At 72.2% G+C, this 17,779-nt stretch carries 14 protein-coding genes; 11 read left to right on the top strand and 3 right to left on the bottom strand.

Annotated features, from left to right (window positions below; genetic code table 11):
* Positions 1-6: 6 nt before the first annotated feature.
* The gene (locus tag HP507_RS18385; RefSeq protein WP_175351460.1) at positions 7-1,386 is read right to left on the bottom strand and encodes an O-antigen ligase family protein; all 1,380 of its coding nucleotides are present in this window, start codon (positions 1,384-1,386) and stop codon (positions 7-9) included.
* 37 nt (positions 1,387-1,423) lie between these two features.
* Positions 1,424-3,556, bottom strand: coding sequence for an acyltransferase family protein (locus HP507_RS09065; RefSeq protein WP_175351461.1), 2,133 nt, complete (start codon positions 3,554-3,556; stop codon positions 1,424-1,426).
* A gap of 38 nt (positions 3,557-3,594) precedes the next feature.
* Here HP507_RS09065 and manA point away from each other — a divergent pair, with 38 nt between their 5' ends.
* From manA to HP507_RS09090, 5 genes are all read left to right on the top strand, one after another.
* Entirely contained in the window at positions 3,595-4,803 is a 1,209-nt protein-coding gene (gene manA, locus HP507_RS09070; protein ID WP_175351462.1) for a mannose-6-phosphate isomerase, class I, read from the top strand.
* Positions 4,804-4,856: 53 nt separating this feature from the next.
* On the top strand, positions 4,857-5,819 hold the full coding sequence (gene galE / locus HP507_RS09075; RefSeq protein ID WP_175351463.1) for a UDP-glucose 4-epimerase GalE: 963 nt from the start codon (positions 4,857-4,859) through the stop codon (positions 5,817-5,819).
* 212 nt (positions 5,820-6,031) lie between these two features.
* A complete protein-coding gene (locus HP507_RS18180; protein ID WP_376985119.1) occupies positions 6,032-6,364 on the top strand; it encodes a WhiB family transcriptional regulator in 333 nt (110 codons plus the stop codon).
* Positions 6,365-6,439: 75 nt separating this feature from the next.
* Positions 6,440-9,277, top strand: coding sequence for a glycosyltransferase family 2 protein (locus tag HP507_RS09085; RefSeq protein WP_175351465.1), 2,838 nt, complete (start codon positions 6,440-6,442; stop codon positions 9,275-9,277).
* A complete protein-coding gene (locus HP507_RS09090; protein ID WP_175351466.1) occupies positions 9,274-10,677 on the top strand; it encodes a DUF5719 family protein in 1,404 nt (467 codons plus the stop codon). The genes HP507_RS09085 and HP507_RS09090 overlap by 4 nt, the downstream gene beginning before the upstream one ends.
* 19 nt (positions 10,678-10,696) lie before the next feature.
* Here HP507_RS09090 and HP507_RS09095 read toward each other — a convergent pair whose 3' ends face one another.
* Positions 10,697-11,137 carry a metallopeptidase family protein gene (locus tag HP507_RS09095; protein ID WP_175351467.1) on the bottom strand — a complete coding sequence of 147 codons (441 nt, stop codon included), beginning with the start codon at positions 11,135-11,137 and terminating at the stop codon, positions 10,697-10,699.
* A 55-nt stretch (positions 11,138-11,192) separates the two neighbouring features.
* Here HP507_RS09095 and HP507_RS09100 point away from each other — a divergent pair, with 55 nt between their 5' ends.
* From HP507_RS09100 to HP507_RS09125, 6 genes are all read left to right on the top strand, one after another.
* Entirely contained in the window at positions 11,193-11,408 is a 216-nt protein-coding gene (locus tag HP507_RS09100) for a DUF3499 family protein (protein ID WP_175351468.1), read from the top strand.
* A gap of 91 nt (positions 11,409-11,499) precedes the next feature.
* Positions 11,500-12,978, top strand: a complete 1,479-nt coding sequence (ahcY, locus tag HP507_RS09105) for an adenosylhomocysteinase (RefSeq protein WP_175351469.1) — start codon at positions 11,500-11,502, stop codon at positions 12,976-12,978.
* 229 nt (positions 12,979-13,207) lie between these two features.
* Positions 13,208-13,882, top strand: coding sequence for an MtrAB system response regulator MtrA (gene mtrA / locus HP507_RS09110; protein ID WP_175351470.1), 675 nt, complete (start codon positions 13,208-13,210; stop codon positions 13,880-13,882).
* Between the two features lie 5 nt (positions 13,883-13,887).
* The gene (gene mtrB / locus HP507_RS09115) at positions 13,888-15,579 is read left to right on the top strand and encodes an MtrAB system histidine kinase MtrB (protein ID WP_271207204.1); all 1,692 of its coding nucleotides are present in this window, start codon (positions 13,888-13,890) and stop codon (positions 15,577-15,579) included.
* Positions 15,579-17,261 carry an LpqB family beta-propeller domain-containing protein gene (locus HP507_RS09120; protein WP_175351471.1) on the top strand — a complete coding sequence of 561 codons (1,683 nt, stop codon included), beginning with the start codon at positions 15,579-15,581 and terminating at the stop codon, positions 17,259-17,261. Before mtrB ends, HP507_RS09120 begins: the two co-directional genes overlap by 1 nt.
* A gap of 109 nt (positions 17,262-17,370) precedes the next feature.
* On the top strand, positions 17,371-17,779 hold a 409-nt coding region (locus tag HP507_RS09125; protein ID WP_420890010.1), incomplete at its 3' end, for a ComF family protein.

A 17,779-nucleotide genomic window follows, 5' to 3' on the forward strand; every position in this document is an offset into this window, starting at 1 on the left:
GACCGGTCAGCGGGCGACGGGGCGGCGGAACTCGCGCTTGGCGGGCGGGGTGCGCGGGCCGTCGCCGGTGGACCGGGGTTCCTCGCCGACGAGCACGATGCGGGACTTGATCGCGATGATGGCGAAGAGGACCCAGTTGCCCTGGTACAGCAAGCGCGACTCCGCGATCGACTGCACGAGCAGTGCCACGACCACGAGGAGCGGCAGCAGCGACACCGGTTCGAACGGCCTCGGCGAGAGGGTCCGGTCGTACCCGATGCGGGTGGCCGACGACCACGAGCGGCTCAGCGTGGTGACGACGTACAGCGCGAAGAGCAGCAGGCCGATGACGCCCGTCTGCATCCAGACGTCGAGGTAGGCGTCGTGCGCCTGCAGGTACGTCACGCCCTTGCGGTGCGCCAGGTCGGCGAGCGTCGGGATGTCCGGCCACCAGTACCCGATCCAGCCCCACCCGACCACGACGTGCTGGTGGATCAGCGCGAGCACGTGCTGCCAGATGTCGCCGCGACCGGTCGCGTCGGCGCCCTTGCCGAGCAGCTCCGAGACGGCTCCGCGGGCGAGGAAGGCGACGACGCCGACCACGACGGCCACCACGAGCACGACGAGGTACCGCGGAGTCCGGCGTTCCGTGGGCACGCGCCGGATCCAGAGCGCGACGACGAGTGACACCGCGACCACGAGTGCGGCGGCCAGGACGGTCGACGACCGGGTGAGCAGCAGGACCCCGCCCGCCACCACGAGCCACCCGATCGCGCGGTTGCGTCCGATCCGGCCCTCGGCGAACTGGACGGCCACGGCGATCGCCGCGAGCAGGGCGACCATCGCGAGGAGGTTCGCGTTGCCCGGCAGACCCTGGATGCGCCCGCCCGTGAAGAGCTCGGCGCGCGAGAAGTAGAAGGCGTCCGGGATGTCGCGGTCGCCGTAGTCGGTCCAGATCGGGGCGATCGGGTGCCGGACGACCACGGCGACGATCGCCTCGAACACGAGCGAGAGCATGAGCACCCAGCGCATCGCGAGGCTGAGGGCGTCGAGGATGCGGCGCCACGTCAGCGTCGACGCGATCGCGAAGGCCACGGCGGCGCAGATCACCTGGACGGTGATGCTCGCCAGCGTTGCGGGACGCCAGTGCGACCACGCGACCGACACGAGGCACCAGGCGAGGAAGAACCAGAGCGACCGCGGGGTGCGGGTGATCGGCGGACGTGCCCGGACCAGCACGGCGACGCCCCAGGCGGCGACCGCGGCCCAGAGGATCCCGGCGCCCACCCAGGTGAGCGTGTTCGGCACGGCGTCGCCGGCGAACAGGACGAACAGCACGGACGCCGCGAGCGCGAACGCCTCGCGCTCGGGCACGGTCCCGCGCGACAGCGGCCAGGTGTTCGTCACGACGCCAGGGTACCGGCCGTGGCCGGGCACACGGGCGTCACCGGTCCATCGAGCGGAGGGCGCCGGCGATGTCGTCGCCGAGGTACGGCGCGAGCGTCACGGCGAACGTGTTGGTGAGGTGCGTCGCGTCGCGGTGCACGAGCACGCCGCCGATCACCGCCGGGCAGACCGTGTCGGTGCAGTAGTACCGGGTCAGGTCGACCAGCCGTGCTGCCCCGTCCATCCGGGCGACCGCCTGCTCGCTGCCGTCGAAGGGGCGCAGGGCCTCCTTCCGCGGGGTGTCGCAGGCGCCCGTCGTCGGGCCGGTCATCTGTCCGACGCAGGCGACGACGTCGGCGCGTGCGGCCGGGTTGTCCCGGATGGCGACGATCGGGATCCCGGCGTCGGCCGCCGACTGCCAGGCGTCGACCAGGCCGTCGACGACGGTGTCGTCCGCGGAGCGTCCGCCGCTCGGCAGCACCGGTCCGTTCCCGCTGGAGTGCGTCACGATGACGCCGTCGAGGTCCGGGTGCGTCCGGAGGTACTGCACGGCGTTCTGCTTCCAGCCGTCGCAGTCGTCGATCTGCTTCTGGCTGTTCGCGAACTGCCGCGCGGTCGTCAGGTAGCAGCTCACGTGCCCCGCGACGTCGATCCGCCAGTCGTGCTCCTCGGCGATCCGCTCGTAGGTGTCGACGAACACGTTGTTGTGCGAGTCGCCGATCGCGATGAGGTGCTTCGTGTACCCGGACTTCGGCCCGAGGCTGCACACCTTGAACACACTCGACGAGTTCGACCAGCACGGTGCCCGGTTCGCGTCGTCGTCCAACGCGTTCGACGCCGCCGGTACGCGGACGTCCGCGAGGGCCGGGTTCACGCAGGGGTCGGCCGAGGAGATCAGGGCGGCGGCGCCGAAGCAGCGGACGTCGCCGGTGCTGACCCGCTGCTGGAACTCGGCGGCCTGGACCTGCTGCACGTGCAGGGCCGTGAGCGACGCCGCGCCGAGGGCGACGACGAGGACGGTGCTCAGGAGGCCGTAGAGGGCCACGCGCCGTGGCCGGAGCGTCTTCACCCAGCGGGAGAACCGGAGCGGCTCCTCGACGCACAGGGTGGTGACCGAGGCGATCACGAGCGCACCGACGAGGATCGCGGCCTTGTCCTTCGTGGTGAGCTCGTGGCGGAGCGCGATCGGCAGGATGACCACCGCCGGCCAGTGCCACAGGTAGACGGCGTACGAGATCCGACCGAGGAACCCGATCGGCGCGAACCGGCCGATCCGCTCGAGGCCCGAGTGTCCGCCGAGGAGCACGACGAGACCCGCCGAGACGACCGGGAGCGCAGCCGCGATGCCGGGGAACGGCGTCGACGGGCCGATCGCGAACAGCGAGAGCACGAGGCCGGACGCTCCCAGCCATGCGCCGACCACCCGCACCACCCGTGCGGGCACGGTGTGCGGGACGGCCAGCGGGACCGTCGCGGCGAGTCCACCGAGGGCGAACTCCCACGCCCGCGTCGCGGTGGAGAAGTACGCGACCCCCGACGCCGACCGGGTCTCCACGACGCACCAGGCGAGGGAGAGCACCACGACGGTCCCGAGGACCACCCGCACCACGACGGTCGCGGAGACGCGGCGCGTCAGCGCGCGGCGGACGAGCCAGAGCGCTGCGAGCAGGAGGAGCGGGAGGGCGATGTAGAACTGCTCCTCGACCGACAGCGACCAGAAGTGCTGGAACGGCGAGGCCTGGTTGCCCTGCGCGAGGTAGTCCACCGAGTCCGCCGCGAGCTGCCAGTTCTGCACGTACACGGTCGACGCGATGAGCTCGCGTCCGTACTGGCCCCAGAGGGCGCTCGGTACCCAGAGCAGCACGGCGGTACCGGTCGCGGCGATGGTCAGGAACGCTCCCGGCAGGAGCCGCTTCGCCCGCCGCGACCAGAACCCGGCCAGCCCGATCCGGCCCGCGGCCGTGAGTTCGCGGAGCAGGTGCCCGGTGATGAGGTAACCCGAGATGACGAAGAACACGTCGACACCGGTGAAGCCACCGGGCAGCCGGTTCGGCCAGAGGTGGTAGAGGACGACGGCGAGCACGGCGAAGGCCCGGAGTCCCTGGATGTCCCAGCGGGTCGGATCCGTCGTGCGTGGCGACGGGGTGCGGAGGGACCGTCGGGTCGGCGACTCCACCGTGCTTGCAGGCATCGCGGAGGGTCTAGTGTCAGCGCCGATAGGCTCGGTCCATGTTCCTCGGCATCACGAACACGCCCCGCGACTACGCCTGGGGGTCCGTCACCGCGATCCCCGAGCTCCTCGGCCGTACCGTCACCGGCGCCCCGCAGGCCGAACTCTGGCTCGGCGCGCACCCCGGGAGCCCGAGCGTCGTCGTGAACCCGGCGATGGTCGGCGGCGCCGACACGCTCCGCGACTGGATCGCCGCCGAGCCGCAGAGCGCGCTCGGCCCGGACCGCACCGGCCTGCCGTTCCTGCTCAAGGTCCTCGCCGCCGCCGCTCCGCTGTCCCTGCAGGCGCACCCGACACCCGAGCAGGCGCGCGAGGGGTTCGAGCGCGAGGAAGCGGCCGGCGTGCCGATCGACGATCCCGCCCGGAACTACAAGGACCCGTTCCCGAAGCCCGAGCTCGTCGTCGCGCTGAGCGAGCGGTTCGAGGCCCTGAGCGGGTTCCGTCCGGTGGCCGAGACACTCGCCGAGGTCGAGACCCTCGACGCCGGTTCCGGTCGGCTCGGGCCGCTCACCGTGCACCTGCAGCACGGCCTCGAGGACACCGTCCGCTGGCTCGAGACCGCCGACTCCTCGGCGCTCGCGGTCGTGCAGGCCGTGAGCGACCTCGCCGCAGCCCTGCCCGACGAGGCGCTGACCCCGAACACGTCGACCGTGCGGGACCTCGCCACGAGCTACCCCGGCGATCCCGGCATCGTGGTGTCGCTCCTCATGCACCGGGTCACGCTCGCGGCCGGGGAGGCGATGTACCTGCCCGCGGGGAACATCCACGCCTACCTCGACGGCCTCGGCATCGAGCTGATGGCACCGTCCGACAACGTCCTCCGCGGGGGCCTCACGCCGAAGCACGTCGACGTCCCGGAGCTCCTCCGCGTCCTCGACTTCACCGCGTACCCGGCGCCGGTGCTCGCGCCCGAGCGGGTCGACGCCGGCGTGGAGCGCTTCGCCCCGGAGGGGGTCGGGTTCGCGCTGCTCCGCGTGACCGGGGACGGCCGACCGGTCGGCCTCGGCTCCGGGGGCGTGGCCCCGCTCGTCGGTCCGTCGATCGCGATCTGCACCGCCGGCGCCGTCACCCTCGTCGGCGCGACGTCCGCGACGCTCCTGCGTCAGGGGGAGTCCTGCTACATCACACCGGACGAGGGCGACGTGACGGTCGAGGCGGACGGCGGCAGCGGCCTGGCGTCCACCGTCTTCATCGCCACGGGTGCGTGAACCCGCAGGCGGCGGCGGTCTGACGCCGCGACGGTTCCGCTAGCGTGGCCAGCATGAGTTGGCTGGTCACCGGCGGTGCCGGGTACATCGGGTCCCACGTCGTCCGAGCCCTGCGCGGGGCGGGCATCGACACCGTCGCGATCGACGACCTCTCGAGCGGGTTCCGCGCCTTCGTCCCCGAGGACGTGCCGTTCGTCGCGGGCACGATCCTCGACGGCGACCTGGTCGCCCGCACCCTGCGCGAGCACGACGTCACCGGCGTCGTGCACGTCGCCGGCTTCAAGTACGCCGGTGTCTCCGTCGAGCGGCCCCTGCACACCTACGAGCAGAACGTCACCGGGATGGCGACGCTGCTCCGCGCGATGGCCGAGAACGGCGTGACCAAGGCGGTCTTCTCGTCGAGCGCGGCGGTGTACGGCACTCCCGACGTCGACACCGTCGTCGAGGACACCCCGAAGGCACCCGAGTCGCCGTACGGCGAATCGAAGCTCATCGGCGAGTGGCTGCTGCGCGACATGGAGGTCGCGGCCGGTTTCACCACGACGTCGCTGCGCTACTTCAACGTCGTCGGGTCGGGGGAGCCGGACCTGTACGACGCGAGCCCCCACAACCTCTTCCCGCTCGTCTTCGACGCACTGCTCGCCGGCCGCACGCCGCGGATCAACGGTTACGACTACGACACGCCCGACGGCACCTGTGTGCGCGACTACATCCACGTCGCGGACCTCGCGCACTCGCACGCGGTCGCCGCGCGGAAGCTCGAGGCCGGGGAGAGGCTCGAACGCGCCTACAACCTCGGCAGCGGTGACGGCGTGAGCGTCCGGCAGATCATGGACGCCATGGCGAAGGGCACCGGCATCGCGTTCGAGCCCGAGATCGCACCGCGACGCGCCGGCGACCCGGCCCGCATCGTCGCGACCGGCGAGGCCGCGGCGCGCGACCTCGAGTGGGCGATGCGGCACACGCTCGACGAGATGGTCACGAGCGCCTGGGAGGCCCGCCGCCGCATCGCCTGACCCGGTCGCGCGCGGCTGCGGGGGAGGGCGCGGCGGCGGGACGTGTCCCCTGAAGCCCGGACAGACCGCTCGCGACACGCCCGTACGGGGGACATGACACGCCGGAACGATCAGCGTCTTCTATGATCCCCGACTTGACTCTCGGGAATGACACGGCTGTAATTACAGGCAACGACAGCGATCGTTGTGGTCCCGTTATCGAGACGTCAGGGGTGATCAGGGTGAACGGTTCCGACTTCCACGCCGGAGTACCGGAGGACTGGCACGTCGACCCCGTGTCGCTCGGCGTCCCGGGTGTCCGCCGTCCGGAGACCGACGACGAGGAGAACCCGCTCGCGTGGCAGGCCGACTCGCTCTGCGCGCAGACGGACCCCGAGGCGTTCTTCCCCGAGAAGGGCGGCTCGACGCGTGAGGCGAAGAAGATCTGCACCTCGTGCGAGGTCCGGGCGCAGTGCCTCGAGTACGCGCTCGAGAACGACGAGCGCTTCGGCATCTGGGGCGGGCTCTCCGAACGCGAGCGTCGCAAGCTGCGGAAGCGCGCCTGACGTTCCCACAGGTTCGCGGCGCGCCGCCGTCCGCGGGCCGAGCCGCGCCTCCAGGCACGTAGAGTGACGCCCGTCATGCAGCCCAGAGTCACCGCGATCCTCGTCGCCGCCAACGGGGCGGACCACCTCGACCGGACCCTGGACGCGCTCGCCGCCCAGACCCGTCACCCCGAGAACCTGGTCGTCGTCGACCTCGGGTCGACCGACGGCTCGACCACCGACCTGTCGTTCGGTGGCTCCGCCGAACTCCTGCGGCTCCCGGCCGGCCGTCCCTTCGGCGAGGCCGTCGCGCTCGGTGAGCGCGAGGCTCCGCCCGCCGTCGCCGACGAGCCCGTCGACGAGTGGCTCTGGCTGCTCGGCCACGACAACGCGCCGTCGCCCACCGCGCTCGCGGACCTCCTCTCCGCCGTCGAGATCGCGCCGAGCGTCGTCGTCGCCGGCCCGAAGCTCGTCGACGTCGACGACCGCTCCCAGATCCGCGCGTTCGGCGAGAGCATGACGCGCTTCGGCCGGTCGCTCGTCCTCGTGCAGGACGAACTCGACCAGGGCCAGCACGACCGGCACACCGACGTGATGGCGGTCGCGGCGGGCGGCATGCTCGTCCGGCGCTCGGTGTGGAACGAGCTCGGCGGGTTCGACCCGGCGCTCCCGAACGTCGACGCCGCGCTCGACTTCTGCGTGCGTGTCCGCCTCGCCGGTCACCGCGTCGCCGTCGTCCCCGAGGCCCGCGTGACGAGCGCCGGGCCGATCGAGGAGTTCGGCCGCAAGCGCGTGTCCGAGAGCCGACGCGTCCGCATGCACCGGCAGGCGCAGCTGCACCGTCGGATGACCTACTCGCCGGCCGGCGCCCTCTGGATCCACTGGCTCATGCTCGTGCCGTTCGCGATCGGTCGTGCGATCGGGCACCTCGTGGCGAAGCACCCGTCGGCGGTCGGTGCCGAACTCGCCGCGGCGTTCGCGGTGGCGTTCGGCGGCGGCGTGGGCCGGTCCCGTCGGGTCCTGGCACGGAACAAGAAGCTCGGGTGGGCAGCCGTCGAACCCCTCCGGGTCAGCTGGCGACGGGTGCACGAACGTCGGACGACCTCCCGGGACGTCGAACTCGCCCGGGTCGAGGACGCCCCGATCGCCCGGGCGTCGTTCCTCGGCGACGGCGGCATCTGGGTCGTGCTGGCCGCTGCCGTCCTCAGCGTCGTGACGCTGTACCCGCTGCTCGGCTCCCCGGCCCTCACCGGCGGCGGTCTGCTGCCGCTCAGCACCGACGTCGCCCGGCTGTGGCAGAACGTCGGCTACGGCTGGCACTCCATCGGCACGGGCTTCACCGGACCGAGCGACCCGTTCGCGGCCGTCGTCGCGGTGCTCGGCTCGATCACCTTCTGGTCGCCGTCCACCTCGGTGGTCCTCGTGATGCTCGTCGCGTTCCCGCTCGCGGCGATGGGCGCCTGGTTCGCCGTGCGCAAGGTCACGACCCGCACCTGGGTCCCGGTGATCGGCGCCGCGCTCTACACCATCGCCCCGACGCTCGCCGGTGCCGTCACCAGCGGGCACCTCGGCGCGGTGATCGCGCACGTGCTCCTGCCCTGGCTGTTCCTCGCCGTGCTCGAGGCGCACCGTTCGTGGGCATGGGCCTCCGGCGCCTCCCTCCTGTTCGCGGTCGTCGCGGCCTCGGCCCCGTCGCTCCTCCCGGTGCTGCTGCTCGCCTGGGTGGTCTCGCTCGTCGTCGGCTGGCGCCGGGCGCACCGGCGCGTGTTCATCCCGGTGCCGGCGGCCGTGCTCTTCCTGCCGCTCGTCCTGGCGCAGGTCTCGCGCGGCAACCTGCTCGCGGTCTTCGCCGACCCGGGCGTGCCGTCGGCGACCCGTGCCCCGTCCGCCTTCCAGCTCGCCATCGGTCAGCCGGTCCCGGACTGGAGCGGCTGGCTGCCCACGACGTCGGGCCTCGCGCTCGCCGCGTGGATCCTCCCGGTCCTCATGGCCGTCTTCGCGCTGCCGATCGCGGTCGCCGCCATCGGTGCGATGCTCGGACACCGCTGGGCCGTCGCCGGTGCGGCCCTCGTCGTGGCGCTGCTCGGGTTCGCGACCGCGTTCGCCGCCACGCACGTCACGGTCACGGGCGTCGGGTCGACGACGACGATCGTCTGGCCGGGCAGCGGGCTGTCGGTGTACTGGCTGGGCATCGTCGCCGCCGCGTGCATCGGGATCGACGTGCTGCCGCGGCTCGCCCCGATCGCCGGGCTCGTCGCGACCGTCCTCGTGGCCGTCACCGTGGCGCCGGCCCTCGGGGCCTTCTACCTCGGCAACGCCGTCATCCAGCCGACCTCCGGCCGGGTGCTCAGTGCCTACGTGAACGCCGAGGCGCAGGCGAACCCGGACGTCGGCACGCTCGTCGTCGAACCGCAGGACGACGGTTCGCTCGCCGTGTCCCTCGAGCGCGGGCAGGGGTCCACGCTCGACGACCAGACGACGCTCGACTCCACCGCGCTGACGCTGAGCCGGTCCGGTACGCAGCTGGCGACGCTGGCGGGCAACCTCGCGAGCCGGAGCGGGTACGACCCGGAACCGGCACTGCGGCAGCTCGGGGTCAGCTTCGTCCTGCTCGACGACGCCTCGGACGACACCGCCGCGAGGGAGGTGCACGACCGCGCCGCCGGGGCGATCGGCCAGAACGCCCTGTTCACGAGCATCGGCGAGACCACGAGCGGTCAGCTGTTCCACTACGAGGGCGACGTCGACCGGCCCTCGACCGGGTCGGCCGCCGCGCACGCCACGCACGTGCTCTACCTCGTGGTCCTCGGCGTCGTGTTCGGCGCCGCGGCCCTGCTCGCGGTGCCGACGGCACCCCGACGGCGCCGCGCCACCTCGAACGTCATCGAGGCCGAGGAACCCGCCACCACCTTCGACGAGGAGCGCGACGAATGAGCACCACCCCCGCCTCCGTCCGCCGCTGGGTCGTCCGCGGCACGGCCACCGCCGTCGCGGTGGTCGTCGCGGCCGGCGCCGTCACCGCGGCGAACGCGCTCGGCACGGAGACCGACCCGGGCCGACCCGCGGGGAAGACCGTGACGCCGGTCGCCGCCGACGCCGAACGCGTCTGCGCGGGCAGCGCCCTCCGCCTGTCCGACGACGCCGGGAACGACGCGACGAAGGCGAGCACGGTCGGCTCCGCGACGGTCGCCACCGCCACCACGGGCTCGACCGTCGAGCGGGCGGCGCTGGACCCGTCGTCGACCGGCGGCAGTGATCCTCGCCTGCTCACCGCGCCCGCGGGCAAGACCACGCCGCAGGTCGCCGGCAGCAGCTACCAGAGCGTGTCGAGCGGCGACCTCGTCGGGGTCGGCGCAGCGTCCTGCGACGACCCGAGCCAGTCGACGTGGCTCGTCGGCGGCTCCACCGAGACGGGGCGGACGAGCCTCGTCACGCTGTCGAACCCGACCGACGTGAACGCCACGGTGGACCTCTCGATCTACGACGACTCGGGGACGGTCAGCGCGCCCGGGACGACCGGTATCGTGGTCGCACCGAACACGCAGAAGGTCGTCCCGCTGTCCGGCTTCGTGTCCGACCAGGGTTCCACGGTCGTGCACGTGGAGTCGTCGGGCGGCCAGATCGTCGCGCACATGCAGGAGACGGTCGTCCGGACCCTCACCCCGGGCGGCTTCGACATCGTCTCCGGCGGGGCGGCCCCCTCGAGGTCCCAGATCATCCCCGGCGTCGTCCTCAAGGGAGCCCAGGCGGCGCAGCGCGGGGACGACACCGCCGACGCCGCCCCGATCGTCCGGCTGTTCGTGCCGGGCACGAAGGCGGCCCGTGTCACCCTCGGCATCACGACGGCCGACGGTGGCGGTTCGACCGTGAACGCCACCGCCGAACCCGGCGTCGTGACCGACGTCGCCCTCGACGACTTCCCGGACGGCCGGTACTCGTTCACCGTGAGCTCGACGGAACCCGTGGTCGCGGGTGCCCGGACGACGACCCCGACCGAGGACGGCCGCACGGACCTGGGCTGGTTCGCCTCGGCCGAGCCGCTCGGGAACGCCACGATCACGGCCCTGGCGCCCGGTGACAACCAGCGCCTCACCCTGGTCAACCCGACGCGCACCGACGCCGAGGTCACGATCCGCTCGGGTGACCAGGACCAGCGGGTGGACGTCGTCGCCGGGGCCACGAGCACGGTGATCGTCCCGGTGGCGAAGCAGCTGCGGCTGACCGGCGCGAAGGGACTCGTCGCCGGCGTGACGTACATGGGTGACGACGGCATCGCGGGGTTCCCGGTGCGGGCGGCGACGCAGGTGTCGACCCCGGTGCGCGTCTACCCCTGACGGCGGTGCGGGGCCGGTCTCACCAGTGCCGGTAGCGGTCGGGAGCGAGGTCCCACGGATCCTTGTCGATGAGCTCGCCGACCGCACGGAACACCGCGGTCTCGATGATCACGCGCTTGTCGGTGTCGTCCTTCTCCGGACTATGGGTCACCCGTTCCACGGGGATGCGGAAGACCGTCACCCGGCGGTGCTCGCGGTCGACGCGCCACCGGGGCATGTGGTCCGGGAGCGTGGGGTCGGTCGGCATGTCCGCGACCTGGAACACGACCCCCTCGAGCTCGTCCGGCCAGAGCCCGAGCAGGTAGTGCGCGGTGTCCCCGACGATCCGGTCGAAGGTCTCGGCACGCGTGATGATTGGTGCGAGGTCCGGACCGGTGACGCTGGACCGGCCGCCCCGGCCGTGCCGGGAGCGGCCGCGGCCTCGGTCGACCGGGGTGACGAGACGGGTCCTGCGACGCATCTTGACATCGTACGCGCGCGGGGCGCACGCTCCCCTCCGATAGGGTCGTGGCGGTATGGACGTCCGGATCTGCAGCAAGGTCGCCTGCGGCGCCAGTGCCGCGGCGACCTTGACGTACGACTACGCCGACTCCATGGTCGTCGTCGGCCCCCTCTCCACCCGCGTCGAGCCCCACGGCTACGACCTGTGCGCGCGCCACGCGGCGATCCTCCGCGTCCCCCGCGGCTGGCAGGTGGTGCGGCGCGAGCCGCTCCGGCGCGACGTCGACTGACCGTTCCTCCACAGGCGTCGGCCTGGAGGAACGCCCCACGTCACCGACGTCGGCTGACGACCCGCGCCTCCCGGCATGGAAGACTGGAGGCATGCCCACCGAAGCCCGTACCGCAGCACCGTTCCGCGTCGCCGACCTCGCCCTCGCCGAGGCGGGCCGCCACCAGATCCGCCTCGCCGAGAACGAGATGCCGGGCCTGATGTCGCTGCGCGAGGAGTTCGGCGCGTCGCAGCCGCTCGCGGGCGCGCGCATCGCGGGGTCGCTGCACATGACCGTGCAGACCGCCGTGCTCATCGAGACGCTCGTCGCACTCGGCGCGCAGGTCCGCTGGGCCAGCTGCAACATCTTCTCCACGCAGGACGAAGCGGCCGCCGCGATCGCCGTCGGTCCGACGGGCACCCCCGAGTCGCCGGCCGGCGTGCCGGTGTTCGCCTGGAAGGGCGAGACGCTCGAGGAGTACTGGTGGTGCACCAACCGGATCTTCGACTGGTCGGCCGAGGCCGAGGCGGCCGGCGCCGACTGGACCGGGCCGAACCTCATCCTCGACGACGGCGGCGATGCCACCATGCTGGTCCACACGGGCGCCGACGCCGAGGCCGCCGGACACGTCCCGGACGCCGGTGCGGACGCGAGCGCCGAGTGGAAGATCGTCCTCGACACCGTGGCAGCCTCCCTCCAGGAGTCGAACGACCGCTGGACCCGCATCGCTGCGGAGATCGAGGGCGTCACCGAGGAGACCACCACGGGTGTGCACCGCCTGTACGAGCTGTCGCGGAAGGGCGAGCTGAAGTTCCCGGCGATCAACGTCAACGACTCCGTGACGAAGTCGAAGTTCGACAACAAGTACGGCATCCGCCACTCGCTGCCGGACGGCCTGAACCGCGCGACCGACGTGCTGATGGGCGGCAAGGTCGCGTTCGTCGTGGGTTACGGCGACGTCGGCAAGGGCGCGGCCGAGGCACTGCGCGGCCAGGGTGCTCGCGTCATCGTGTCCGAGGTCGACCCGATCTGCGCACTCCAGGCCGCGATGGACGGCTACCAGGTCGCACGCCTCGCGGACGTCGCGGACCAGGTGGACATGGTCATCACGTGCACGGGCAACCTCGGGGTCGTGGGCGTCGACGAGATGGTCGCCCTGAAGCACCTCGCGATCGTCGCGAACGTGGGGCACTTCGACAACGAGATCGACATGGCCGGGCTCGAGGCACTGCCCGGGGTCGAGAAGGTCGAGATCAAGCCGCAGGTGCACGAGTGGCGCCTGCCGACCGGCCGCTCGATCCTGGTGCTGTCCGAGGGACGCCTGATGAACCTCGGCAACGCGACCGGCCACCCGTCGTTCGTGATGAGCAACTCGTTCACGAACCAGGTGCTCGCGCAGATCGAGCTGCACACCCGGCGTGACGAGTACCCGACGGGCGTGTACGTGCTGCCGAAGCACCTCGACGAGAAGGTGGCGCGCCTGCACCTCGACGCCCTCGGGGTGCAGCTGACCGCGCTGCGTCCGGAGCAGGCCGCGTACATCGGCGTCCCGGTCGAGGGCCCCTACAAGCCCGAGCACTACCGGTACTGAACGGGTCGCGCGGGGTGGAGCCCTGCGAAACACCGGTGTTCGTCAGTCGAACCCCCGCATGCCGGTGTGCGGCGCACGAACACCGGTGCCGAGCCGGACGGCAGTCCGCCGGGCGCACCCGGCACGTGCCGATCCGATCCGGTCGGACGTCACGCGACGGGGCCTCGGCTATCGTGAGAGGTCAGGTGCCGACCGGGCACTGCCGCACGCCACACGGAGTCCCCATCACATGACACCGCGCATCCTCGTCGTCGACGACGACCAGGCCCTCGCCGAGATGATCGGCATCGTCCTCCGCTCGGAAGGCTACGAACCCGAGTTCAGCGCCGACGGCAACGACGCCATCGACGCGTTCCACGGGACGAAGCCCGACCTGGTGCTCCTCGACGTCATGCTCCCGGGCATCGACGGCATCGAGGTGTGCAAGCGGATCCGCGCCGAGAGCGGGACACCCATCATCATGCTCACGGCGAAGAGCGACACCGCCGACGTGGTCGCCGGTCTCGAGAACGGCGCCGACGACTACGTGGTGAAGCCCTTCAACCCGAAGGAGCTCGTCGCCCGCATCCGCACGCGACTCCGCCCCACCGCGTCCGACGCCACGGTGCTGCACGTCGGCGACCTCACCGTCGACGTCGCCGGTCACGAGGTCCGCCGGGGCGACGCCGTGATCGCCCTGACACCGCTCGAGTTCGACCTCCTCCGGGCGCTGTCCGAGAAGCCGAACCAGGTGTTCACCCGCGAGATGCTGCTCGAGCAGGTGTGGGGGTACCACTACAAGGCGGACACGCGCCTGGTGAACGTGCACGTGCAGCGCCTCCGCGCGAAGATCGAGCACGACCCCGACAACCCGAAGATCGTCACCACGGTGCGCGGCGTCGGGTACCGGGCCGGAGGGGCCTGAGCACCGTGCCGGCCGTACCGTCCGGTGGCGGCCCCGGCAGCGGAGCCGGCGCGCGGACCGCTCGCGTCGGTCGCCGGGTCCGCCGGTGGCTGCGGCGCGGCTGGCGCGCCGTCGCCTTCCTGTGGCGTCGGTCCCTGATGTTCCGGTCGGTCGCGATCACGGTGATGACCACCGGCCTCGCGATCGCGATCATCGGCACCGCCGTCATGATCAGCATCTCGAACAACGTCTACTCGCAGCGCCGCGACCAGATCGAGTCCGAGTCGGCACGGGCGACGATCGTCGCGCAGGGCATCTTCGACGCGGCCACCGCGGGTGAGGACAACAACCAGAGCGAGCTGGAGACCCTGCAGAGCGAGGCGCAGCAGGCGATCCTGTCGAACACCACGAGCCCCGGCGGCACGAGCATCGCGATCGAGCGGAGTCCGAACCAGTCCGGCCCGCAGACCGTGCAGAACGTGGCCAGCCAGGGCTTCCCGGACGCTGTCATCACCGACGTGCTCCGGAAGGAGGTCGGCAAGAACACCGGCAAGCTCAGCCTGCAGCCGGTCCGGCTCGAGGACGACGGCCGACGTCAACCCGGCCTCGCCGTCGGGTCGACGCTGCAGATCCCGAGCGCCGGGCAGTACGAGCTGTACCTCGTCTACGACCTGTCCGACGCGCAGCAGACCCTCGACTTCGTGTCGCAGACGCTGTCGATCGGCGGGGTCGCCCTCATGGTGCTCATCGCCCTCGTCACCTCGCTCGTGGTGCGCCTCGTCGTCGTGCCGATCCGCGGTGCGGCCGAGACGAGCCGGAAGATCGCCGCCGGTCGACTGGACGAACGCATCCCCGTGAGGGGCAGCGACGACATCGCCACGCTGGCGCGGAGCTTCAACGACATGGCCGACGCGGTCAGCCGGCAGATCACGCAGCTCGCCGAGCTCTCCCGCGTGCAGCAGCGGTTCGTGTCCGACGTGTCGCACGAGCTCCGGACGCCGCTCACCACGATCCGGCTCGCCGGCGACATGCTCTACGACTCCCGGCACGCGTTCGAGCCGTCAGTGGGCCGCTCCGCCGAACTCCTGCACGCGCAGATCGAGCGGTTCGAGCTGCTCCTCGCCGACCTGCTCGAGATCTCCCGCTTCGACGCCCAGGCGGTGCAGCTCGATCCCGAACCGGTCATCCCCGCGGCGCTCGCCGCCGACATCGTCGACGAGTTCCGACCGCTCGCCGAACGCGCCGGCACCGACCTGCAGCTCGCGACCCCCGGCGGCCACACGACCATGCAGCTCGACGCGAAGCGCATCCGCCGTGTCCTCCGCAACCTGGTCGGCAACGCGATCGAGCACGGCGACGCGAAACCCGTCCAGGTCGTCGTCGACAGCGACGCCCGCACCGTCGCGATCGCCGTCCGCGACCACGGGATCGGGATGCCGCCGGAGGACGCCGCCCGCGTGTTCGACCGCTTCTGGCGCGCCGACCCGAGCCGCAAACGCACCATCGGCGGCACCGGGCTGGGGCTCGCGATCTCGCTCGGCGACGCGAACCTGCACGGGGGCCGCATCGACGTCTGGTCCCGCCCCGGCGAAGGGTCCACCTTCGTGCTCACCCTGCCCCGCGACGAGCGCGTCGCCGTCACGACGTCCGCGATCCCGCTGCCCGAACTCGACGAGTCCTACGACGGCCCACGAGCCGTCCGAGAGGAACAGGACTGATGCGCGCCCGCTTCCGCCACCTCGTCGCCGTGGCCCTCGCCGCGGTGACCGTCGTCGCCGTGTCCGCCTGCGCCGCGATCCCCACCGACGGGCCGGTCCGCTCCGGGCAGACCATCAAGGACGAGTCGCTGTCCGGTGTCGACTACCGCCCGGACAAGCCCGTGGCCGGCTCGGACCAGACGGCCATCCTCCGCGGGTTCATCGCCGCGGGCACGGGTGCCCAGGACGACTACGCGATCGCTCGGCAGTTCCTGGCGTCGGGGTTCTCGGAGAAGTGGAACCCGCGTCGCAGCGTCACGATCCGGCAGGGCAACCCGGCGGTGGAACGCGTCGGCGAGCGGGAACTGACCTACACGCTCACCGCGAGCGCCACGGTGGACGCCGACGGCGAGTACACCCAGGCCGTCCGCCCCACCTCGTCCACGCTGACCTTCCAGTTCACGCGGGAGAACGGCGAGTGGCGCATCGCGTACGCGCCGGACGGCATCATCCTCTCGCCGGTGAACTTCGACTCCGTGTTCCAGCAGCACGCGCTGTACTTCTTCGACCCGACGTACAAGTTCCTCGTGCCCGACGAGCGATGGTTCCTGGCCCGTTCCTCGACGAGCACGCGCATCGCCAGCGCGCTGCTCGCGGGACCGGCCGACTGGCTCAAGGGCTCCGTGGTGTCCTCGTTCCCGGAGGGCACGCAGCTCTCCCTCAACGCCGTCACCATCGACAACGGGACGGCCCTCGTCGACCTGTCGAGCGACGCCCTGCGCGCCAGCAGTCAGGACAAGGTCCGGATGCGCGAGCAGCTCAGCAAGTCGCTCGCGTCCGTCGCGACGGTGTCGTCCGTCGAGATTACCGTCGAGGGCGCGACGTTCTCCGTCCCGGACGGCAGCGGATCCGACGCCCAGCAGAACCCCGACGTCGACGCCCGACCGCTCGTCGACCACGACGGCTCCGTCGGCTACGCGACGCTCGGCAGCGGGAAGGTCGCGGAGCTCGGCGCCGGCATGGGCGACGAGATCGCCGGCCTCGACCCGTCCTCGTTCGCCCTCTCGGCGTCCGGCACCGTCGCGGCCGTGGGCAACGACGACGGTGTCACGGTGGTCCGCGCCCGGAACCACCTGCGGATCGACGCGACCGACGGCCTGGTCGCGCCGACGATCGACGACCTCGGGTTCGTGTGGGTCGCGTCGAGCGGGAACACGCGGAAGGTGACCGCCTACGGCCTCGGCGGCGACCCCCATGCCGTGAACACCACCCTCCCCGCCGGTGAGCTCGTGTCGTTCCAGGTGTCCCGCGACTCCACGCGCGCCCTCGCCCTCATCGAGACGAGCGACGGACCGAGCCTGTACGTGATGTCGATCGTCCGCGGGTCGGACCGCACGCCGACGGCGCTCGGATCGCCCGTCCGCGTGCAGGCCGCCACCGGCGACGCGGTCGGCGCCGCCTGGATCAGCGACTCCGACGTCGCCTCGGTCGGTCAGACGTCGTCCGGCCCGGACGTGGTCCGCTCGACGATCGGCGGGCAGTCGAGCACACTGCCGAAACCGGACGGTCGGGCGACGGCGATCGCCGGGGGCAGCGGCGGGTCGATGCTGTTGCGGATGTCGGACGGGTCGGTCCTGCAGTCCACGGGTGGCGGCTGGGACACGACGGGCGTCACCGCCGACGTGCTCGGCATCCAGCGCTGACGACCGCGTCGGCGGGTTCCTCCTCCACAGGGGCGTTGGCCCGGAGGCGCGTCCACCGATCGACGGACAGGCCGGCGTCCGTCGTCCGGTCGCCGCCAGGATCGTGGCCGTGACGACGATCGACCGACCCTGGCAGGATGCAGTCCTCGCGGTGCTCGGGCTCTTCCTGCCGGTCGCCTGCGCGGGCTGCGGTGCACCGGACCGTGCACTGTGCTCCGCGTGCCGGAACGCGCTCGCCGCCGAGCCGCGTCGCGTGCGGCTCGTCGCCGGCGTCCGGCTCGACGCAGCCTTCGAGTACGCCCGACTCGTCCGCACGGTGCTCCTCGAGCTCAAGCTGCGCGGACGCGTCGACCTCGCACGACCGCTCGGCACCCGCTTCGGCGCGCTCGTCCGCACGGCGCTCGCGGAAGCACCGCCCGGCACCGTGCTGCTCCGGGTCCCGCCGTCACGACGCGGTGCGCGGCGCCGCGGCTTCGACCCGGTCGTGCTGCTCCTCGCCCGCGGGGGAGTGCGTCGCC

The sequence above is a fragment of the Curtobacterium pusillum genome (assembly GCF_013359865.1).
Classification (GTDB): domain Bacteria; phylum Actinomycetota; class Actinomycetes; order Actinomycetales; family Microbacteriaceae; genus Curtobacterium; species Curtobacterium pusillum.

Coding starts and splice junctions, on each gene's coding strand:
- HP507_RS09090 (WP_175351466.1), top strand. CDS start 9,274: ATGAGCACCACCCCCGCCTCCGTCCGCCGCTGGGTCGTCCGCGGCACG.
- HP507_RS09120 (WP_175351471.1), top strand. CDS start 15,579: ATGCGCGCCCGCTTCCGCCACCTCGTCGCCGTGGCCCTCGCCGCGGTG.
- HP507_RS09100 (WP_175351468.1), top strand. CDS start 11,193: ATGGACGTCCGGATCTGCAGCAAGGTCGCCTGCGGCGCCAGTGCCGCG.
- galE (WP_175351463.1), top strand. CDS start 4,857: ATGAGTTGGCTGGTCACCGGCGGTGCCGGGTACATCGGGTCCCACGTC.
- HP507_RS09065 (WP_175351461.1), bottom strand. CDS start 3,556: ATGCCTGCAAGCACGGTGGAGTCGCCGACCCGACGGTCCCTCCGCACC.
- HP507_RS09085 (WP_175351465.1), top strand. CDS start 6,440: ATGCAGCCCAGAGTCACCGCGATCCTCGTCGCCGCCAACGGGGCGGAC.
- mtrA (WP_175351470.1), top strand. CDS start 13,208: ATGACACCGCGCATCCTCGTCGTCGACGACGACCAGGCCCTCGCCGAG.
- ahcY (WP_175351469.1), top strand. CDS start 11,500: ATGCCCACCGAAGCCCGTACCGCAGCACCGTTCCGCGTCGCCGACCTC.
- HP507_RS09095 (WP_175351467.1), bottom strand. CDS start 11,137: ATGCGTCGCAGGACCCGTCTCGTCACCCCGGTCGACCGAGGCCGCGGC.
- manA (WP_175351462.1), top strand. CDS start 3,595: ATGTTCCTCGGCATCACGAACACGCCCCGCGACTACGCCTGGGGGTCC.